The 3,848-nt window shown below is 68.8% G+C and carries 3 protein-coding genes; all 3 read right to left on the bottom strand.

What is annotated here, in order from left to right:
- Nucleotides 1-1,440: molybdopterin-dependent oxidoreductase (locus LQT98_RS23160; RefSeq protein ID WP_231465536.1), on the bottom strand; the 1,440-nt coding region annotated here is incomplete at its 3' end.
- 17 nt (nt 1,441-1,457) lie between these two features.
- Nucleotides 1,458-1,787 carry a nitrite reductase small subunit NirD gene (nirD, locus tag LQT98_RS23155; protein ID WP_231465534.1) on the bottom strand — a complete coding sequence of 110 codons (330 nt, stop codon included), beginning with the start codon at nt 1,785-1,787 and terminating at the stop codon, nt 1,458-1,460.
- Nucleotides 1,788-1,794: 7 nt separating this feature from the next.
- Nucleotides 1,795-3,848 (bottom strand): nitrite reductase large subunit NirB (nirB, locus tag LQT98_RS23150; protein WP_231465532.1); only part of this gene is annotated, 2,054 nt, incomplete at its 5' end.

Genomic DNA, 3,848 nt, shown 5'->3' with positions numbered 1-3,848 from the left:
GTCGGCGCGCGCCTCGCCCGGCGGCGGCACGGCGGCGCGCACCCGGCTGATGCGGCGTTCGGAGTTGGTGACCGTGCCTTCTTTTTCGCCCCAGCTGGCGGCGGGCAGCAGCGCGTCGGCGCAGGCGGCGGTATCGGTGTCCGCATAGGCGTCCTGGACGATGACGAATTCGGCCTGGGCCAGCGCCTGGCGCGCCTGTTCCAGGTCCGGCAGCGAGTGAGCCGGGTTGGTGCAGACTATCCACACCGCCTTGACCCGGCCGGCCTTGAGCGCGTCGAACAGCGCGATGGCCGGCAGGCCGGGGCGGTCGGAGAGCCGTTCCGGCGGCACGCCCCAATGGGCGGCCACCTCGGCGCGGTGTTGCGGATTGGCGATGTCACGGTGGGCGGCCAGCATGGTGGCCATGCCGCCCACTTCGCGGCCGCCCATGGCGTTGGGCTGGCCGGTCAGCGAGAACGGGCCGGCGCCGGGGCGGCCGATCTGGCCGGCGGCCAGGTGCAGATTGATCAGCGCCAGGTTCTTGGCGGTGCCGTGGCTGGACTGGTTCAGGCCCATGCAGTACAGCGACAGGCTGGCCGGGCTGCGGCCGAACCATTCGGCGGCGGCGGTCAGATCGGCCTCGGCGATGCCGCACAGGCCGGCGGCCTGCCGCGGCGCATAGTCGCGCAGCAGGCGCTTGAGCGCGTCGAAGCCCTCGGTGTGGGCGGCGATGTAGCTCTCGTCGATCAGCCCTTCCCAGATCAGGTGGTGCAGCATGCCGTTGAACAGCGCCACATCGCTGCCGGGCTGGATCTGCAGATGCAGGTCCGCCAGCGCCGCGGTGTCGGTGCGGCGCGGATCGACCACGATCCACTTGCGGTCCGGCCGCGCCGCCTTGGCCGCTTCCAGCCGGCGGAACAGCACCGGATGGGCATAGGCCATATTGCTGCCGGCCAGCAGCACGCAATCGGCCAGGTCCAGGTCCTGGTAGCAGGTGGGCGGGCCGTCGGCGCCCAGCGCCAGCTTGTAGCCGCTGACCGCGCTGGACATGCACAGCCGGGAATTAGTGTCGATGTTGTTGCTGCCGATCAGGCCCTTGGTCAGCTTGTTGAACAGGTAGTAGTCCTCGGTCAGCAACTGACCGGAGGCGTAGACCGCCACCGCGTCCGGCCCGTGGCGGCGGATCACGTCGGCCAAGCGCTCGGCCACGGTGTCCAGCGCGCTGTCCCAGTCCACGCGCCGGCGCGCGGCGTCGCGGGTCAGCCGCAGTTCGGGGTGCAGCGCGCGGCCGGACTGGCTGGCGCAGCTGTCCGCCAGCGCCAGGCCCTTGCTGCACAGCCGGCCGTGGTTGGCCGGGTGGGCCGGGTCGCCTTCCACGCCGGTGACGCGCGCGCCGTCGCTGTGGATCAGCACGCCGCAGCCGACGCCGCAGTAACAGCAGGTGGAGGGGGTGATGGCCATGGCGTCCGCTCCCGGGTTCACAGTTGCAGGTAGACGTCGCCGTCGCGCAGGCTGACCGGAAAACGTCGCGCGCAGCCGCGGTCAGGCGCCTGGGCCTCGCCGTCGTCCAGGTTGAGGGTCCAGCCATGCAGCGGACAGGTGACCACATTGCCGTGCACCAGGCCCTGGCTCAGCGGGCCGCCCTTGTGCGGGCAGCGGTCCAACAGCGCGAACACTTGTTGCGGCTGCGGCCGGAACAGGGCGATGTCGCCGCCGTCGCGCGCCAGCACGCGGCTACCCAGCAGCGGGATGTCGTCCAGCGCGCACACGCGCAGCCAGCGGGAGGAGGGGGGCAGGGTGGGTTCCATGGCGGCCTCAGGCGATGACTTTCAAGGGGATGTATTCCTGGCGCTGCGCGCCGGCGATGCGGGCGGCCCAGGGGTCGGGCAGGCCCTCCAGCGCGAACAGCAGCCGCTGGTACAAGGCCTGGCGGTTGGCGGCGTCGTCCACCACCCGCGCCTTGACGTAGTCCAGGCCGACGCGGGCGATGTAGCGGACGGTGCGGTCCAGGTAATAGCCCTCCTCGCGGTAGAGCTGCAGGAAGGCGCCGCTGTATTCCTTCACTTCCTCGGCGGTCTTCACCTTGCACAGGAATTGCGCCACCTCGGTCTTGATGCCGCCGTTACCGCCCACGTACAGCTCCCAGCCGGAATCCACCGCGATCACGCCCACGTCCTTGATGCCGGCTTCGGCGCAGTTGCGCGGGCAGCCGGACACCGCCAGCTTGACCTTGTGCGGCGCCCACATATTGGCCAGCATGGTTTCCAGGTCTATGCCCATCTGGGTGCTGTTCTGAGTGCCGAAACGGCAGAATTCGCTGCCGACGCAGGTTTTCACGGTGCGGATGGATTTGCCGTAGGCGTGGCCGGATTGCATGCCCAGGTCTTTCCAGACATCGATCAGGTCTTCCTTGCGGATGCCCAGCAGGTCGATGCGCTGGCCGCCGGTGACCTTGAGCATGGGCACTTGGTATTTGTCGGCCACATCGGCGATGCGACGCAGCTCGGCGGCATTGGTGACACCGCCCTTCATCTGCGGGATCACCGAGAAGGTGCCGTCCTTCTGGATATTGGCGTGTACCCGCTCGTTGACGAAGCGGCTTTGCGGATCGTCCACCGCCTCGCGCGGCCAGGTGGACAGCAGGTAGTAGTTGATCGCCGGGCGGCAGCTGGCGCAGCCGTTGGGCGTGCGCCATTCCAGGAAGTGGTAGACCGCGGCGTGGTCCAGCAGGTGGTGGTCGCGTATGGCCTTGCGCACCTCGGCGTGGCTGTGATCGGTGCAACCGCAGACGGCCTTGGTCTTGGGGGTCTCCTGGAAGCTGGAACCCACCGTGTTCATCAGGATCTGCTCCACCAGGCCGCTGCAGGAGCCGCAAGAGCTGCCGGCCTTGGTGCATTTTTTGACTTCGTCCAGGGTGAACAGGCCGTTTTCCTTGATCGCCTTGACGATGGCGCCCTTGCTGACGCCGTTGCAGCCGCAGACTTCGTCGTCGTCCCGCATGCCGGCGGCGCGGCTCTGGCCTTGGACGCCGACGTCGCCGATGGCGGTTTCGCCGAAAATCAGCCGCTCGCGCAGATCGCCTATCGCGCGCTGTTCGCGCAGCAGCTTGAAGTACCAGGCGCCGTCGGCGGTGTCGCCGTACAGGCAGACGCCGACCAGCTTGTCCTCGCGCAACACCAGTTTCTTGTACAGGCCGCCGGCTGGATCGGACAGCACGATCTCTTCGCAATCGCCGCCGCCGATGAAGTCGCCGGCGGAGAACAGATCGATGCCGGTGACCTTGAGCTTGGTGGCCATCACCGAACCCTGGTAGCGGCTGCTGCCCAGCTGCGCCAGGTGGTTGGCGCAGACCTTGGCCTGTTCGAACAGCGGCGCCACCAGGCCGTAGCAGACACCGCGGTGGCTGACGCATTCGCCCACCGCGTAGATGCGCGGGTCGAAGGTCTGCAACGCGTCGCTGACCACCACGCCGCGCTCGCAGTGCAGGCCGGCGCTGGCGGCCAGCGCGATATTGGGGCGTATGCCCACCGCCATCACCACCAACTTGGTCGGCAGGGTTTCGCCATCGGCGAGCTTCGCCGCCGTCACCGCGCCATGGCCATCGTCCAGCAGCGCGGCGGTTTGGCGGCCCAGCAGCATGCGCAGGCCGCGCGCTTCCAGCGAGGCTTGCAGCAAATGGGCGGCCGCGGGGTCTAGTTGTCTTTCCAGCAGCCAGTCCGCCAGATGGACCACGGTGACTTCCATGCCGCGCTGCTTCAGGCCGTAGGCGGCTTCCAGGCCGAGCAGGCCGCCGCCTATCACCACCGCCTGGCCGCCGCCGACGCTGGCGGCCAGCATGGTTTCGGTATCGCGGATGTCGCGGTAGCCGA

It is taken from the genome of Chromobacterium aquaticum, assembly GCF_021129195.1.
GTDB classification, from domain to species: domain Bacteria; phylum Pseudomonadota; class Gammaproteobacteria; order Burkholderiales; family Chromobacteriaceae; genus Chromobacterium; species Chromobacterium aquaticum.
This window is presented reverse-complemented; position numbering and strand designations above follow the sequence as displayed.

Bases quoted from the DNA above. Each gene is read 5' to 3' on its own strand.
- nirD (WP_231465534.1), bottom strand. From the start codon at position 1,787: ATGGAACCCACCCTGCCCCCCTCCTCCCGCTGGCTGCGCGTGTGCGCG.